The following is a 2,952-nucleotide window of genomic DNA, read 5'->3' as shown; positions in this document are numbered from 1 at the left end:
GCGGCGGGGGCGGAGAAGGGGGGTGACGCCGCCCGGCTTGCCGGCGGCTGGGCCGAGGGGTGGAGGCGCCGGCCCTGACCGCGCTGTCCCGCGCCCCGGTGCCGTGGGATGCGGGCGAGCTGTACCAGTATCTGCGCACCGGCTATTCCGCGCTGCACGGCCCGGCCGGCGGGCCGATGGCGCCGGTGGTGGCGGGGCTGTCGGCCCTGCCCGATTCGGACATCCATGCCATGGCGGCCTATCTCGCCTCGCTGAACCCGCCGGAGTCAGGGGCGGAGGCGCTCGCCGCCAGGGTCGAAGTCGTCACGGCATCGACCTCCGAGCCGGTCGCCGCCAGCCCGGCCGCGCGGCTGTATGACGGGGCCTGCGCGGTCTGTCACGAGGGTGGGGAGCGGCCGGACCTGTTCGGCATCCGGCCGTCGCTGGCCTTCAACAGCAACCTGCACTCCGACCGGCCGGACAACCTGATCCGAGTAATCCTGGACGGTGCCGCCGGCCCGGCCGCGGGAGCTCATGGCGCCATGCCGGCCTTCCGCGGCACGCTGACCGACCGGCAGCTGACCGACCTCGTCGCCTATCTGCGGGGCCGCTTCGCCCCGGGGCGGCCGGCCTGGTCGGACCTGGACGAAACGGTGCGGCGGCTGCGCTAGTTCGCGCGGTTCCAGGCGGCGGTGGCGAATCCGGCGGCCACCAGCACGCCGGCCCCGGCGCGGTTGATCAGGCGCAGCACCGAGGGCCGGCCGATGGTGTCGCGCAGCCGGGCGCCGATCCAGGCATAGGCGGCGGCATTCAGCGCGGCGAGGGTGACGAAGGTGCCCTCCAGCACCACCATCTGCGGCAGCAGCGGCGCCTCCGGATGCACGAACTGAGGAAGGAAGGCGACGAAGAAGACGATGCTCTTCGGGTTCAGCGCCGTCACCGCGAAGGCGTGCAGCAGCATGGCGCGGGGCGAGCGTTCGGCCCCCGGCGTCACCAGCCCATCGGCCTTCGGCGCGGCGCGCCACAGCTTGACGCCGAGATAGACCAGATAGGCGGCGCCGATCCATTTCAGCACGGTGAAGGCGGTGGCCGAGGCGGCCAGAAGGGCGCCGAGGCCCAGCAGCGACAGGGTCATCGCCGTCAGGTCGCCCAGCGCCACGCCGGCGACGATCCACCAGGCATGCGACCGGCCGCGGCCCAGCGCGTAGGACAGCACCAGGGTGACGGTCGGGCCTGGGATGATCAGAACCACGAAGGCGGCGAGCAGGAAGGCGAACCACAGATCCAGCGACATGGCGGCGGCTCCTCTTGGGATGCGGCCAGCAATCCATGGCGCCGGGGATTTGTCCAGCGGCGTGACCAGGGCTCCGAATTCAGGTTTCAGAAGACCAGAGCGATCCTCTCCCCTCTTGTCATTGCCCGGCTTGACCGGGCAATCCAGGGGCCGTCGAGAACCGCTCTGGCGGCCCCTGGAGCCTCGGGTCAAGCCCGAGGATAACAATTTTAGTTCACATGGTAGTCACAGCAAGCTGGAGCGGCCCCTTAGTCGTGCCAGAACGAGTCGCGGGTCACCTTCACCTTGCCGGATTCGATGTCCGAGACCTTGATCGCCGGGTAGCCGACGGTCCAGTCGGCGCTGGATTTCCAGGCGTCGATCACCATGTCGCGCATCTCGGCCGCCCCGGCCGCGACGCGCTGGGTGACGAAGCCGACCGCCGCTGGCGCCGGGGTGGTGTAGTTGTTGCTGACCGGGGCCAGCTGGTAGGTGCGCTCGACCGTGCCCAGCGTTGCCTGCAGATAGTCATGCACGCGCTGCTCGATCTGGCAGCCGCAGTCGCGATAGCGCGGCAGCGCGGCGCGGATCGCCCGCTCGGTGACGAAGCTTTTGACGAAGCTGCCCTCGAACGGGGCGTGGATCGGGGTGTTGGTGTAGTTGTTCGGGTTCGGGTAGTTGCCCCAGCCGTTGAAGTGCACCGAGACATGCATCGGCTGGCTGCCATCGGCGACGTAATGACCCCAGACGCCGATGTCGCGTAGCAGCAGGCGGCGGCGCAGCTCCAGCTGCGTCTGGAAGAACTCGCGATCGGCGCGGTTCGAGGCGGTGCGCAGGCCGACGGTCAGGGCGCGCATCCAGGCGAAATCCATGCGGACCTGCTGCCAGCCGTCGATCATGGCGTAATACAGATAGCCGGCGCTGTACTGGGTCTGGCCGCCCGCGCGCAGCGCGGTGTCGAAGTCGCGGCGCGACACCGGCATGACGTTGAAATCGACGCCCCCCAGCACCTTGCCGGAATCGTCGATGTCGATGTAGTGGCCGGGGTCGCGCTCGAAATCATGGGTCTGGCCGGCGCCCTTGGAGACGTCGAGCTCGGCGTTCCATTCGGAGATCGCCGTGTCCGACTGCCAGCCCAGCATCGCCTTGATCTGCCAGGGCAGGTTCTCCGCGGCGATCTCGCCGATCGTGACATGGCCGGTGTGGCCCCAGGCCCAGGCCCGGTTCTCGGTGGCGACCGCGGCCAGAACCAGGGCCGAGGCCAGGCCGATGGCACGCAGCGCGCGCCGCTTCCCGGTACGAATCATCCTGTCCCCCATGTTTGTTCCGATGGGTTTCGCCGAAGCGATGCGGCGAAATCAGGATGCTCCTAGCAGTGTTCGGGCGCGGGTCCCGTGAAGGTTCGATGACGAATGCGGCGCCGAGATCTTCTGATGATTTCCGGAATATGGGGTTCGGGAAAAATTCTATTTGGAGTGGCTGGCGAACCCTGGGCCGCCGAAATTGAGCTGGGTGCCGACCAGGCGAAAGCCCAGCTTGGCGTAGAGCGGCTCCGCCCCCGCCGCGGCGGACAGCCAGACCAGCGCCTCGGTGCCGAGATAGGATTCGAGCAGGCGGCGGCACACCGCCTCGGCCAGGCCGCGGCGGCGGAAGGCCGGCCGGGTGCCCACCGCCACCAGCTCGGCCGTGTCGCCGCCGAT

At 69.4% G+C, this 2,952-nt stretch carries 4 protein-coding genes; 1 reads left to right on the top strand and 3 read right to left on the bottom strand.

Going from position 1 to position 2,952, the window contains the following annotated elements:
- The first annotated feature begins 59 nt into the window (after positions 1-59).
- On the top strand, positions 60-650 hold the full coding sequence (locus P409_RS30740; RefSeq protein ID WP_052121597.1) for a c-type cytochrome: 591 nt from the start codon (positions 60-62) through the stop codon (positions 648-650).
- Here the strand turns inward: P409_RS30740 and P409_RS30735 are convergent.
- The 3 genes from P409_RS30735 to P409_RS30725 form a co-directional block, all read right to left on the bottom strand.
- On the bottom strand, positions 647-1,273 hold the full coding sequence (locus P409_RS30735; protein WP_034847417.1) for a LysE family translocator: 627 nt from the start codon (positions 1,271-1,273) through the stop codon (positions 647-649). The two genes, P409_RS30740 and P409_RS30735, sit on opposite strands and share 4 nt — an antisense overlap.
- A 248-nt stretch (positions 1,274-1,521) precedes the next feature.
- Positions 1,522-2,559 (bottom strand): hypothetical protein, encoded by a 1,038-nt coding sequence (locus tag P409_RS30730; protein WP_034847415.1) that lies wholly within the window; start codon positions 2,557-2,559, stop codon positions 1,522-1,524.
- Positions 2,560-2,718: 159 nt separating this feature from the next.
- The coding region (locus P409_RS30725; protein WP_034847413.1) for a GNAT family N-acetyltransferase at positions 2,719-2,952 on the bottom strand (234 nt) is incomplete at its 5' end.

The sequence above is a fragment of the Inquilinus limosus MP06 genome (genome assembly GCF_000767795.1).
Classification (GTDB): Bacteria; Pseudomonadota; Alphaproteobacteria; order DSM-16000; family Inquilinaceae; genus Inquilinus; species Inquilinus limosus_E.
Note: the sequence above shows the minus strand (reverse complement) of the source record. Positions and strands in the feature narration are given on the sequence as shown.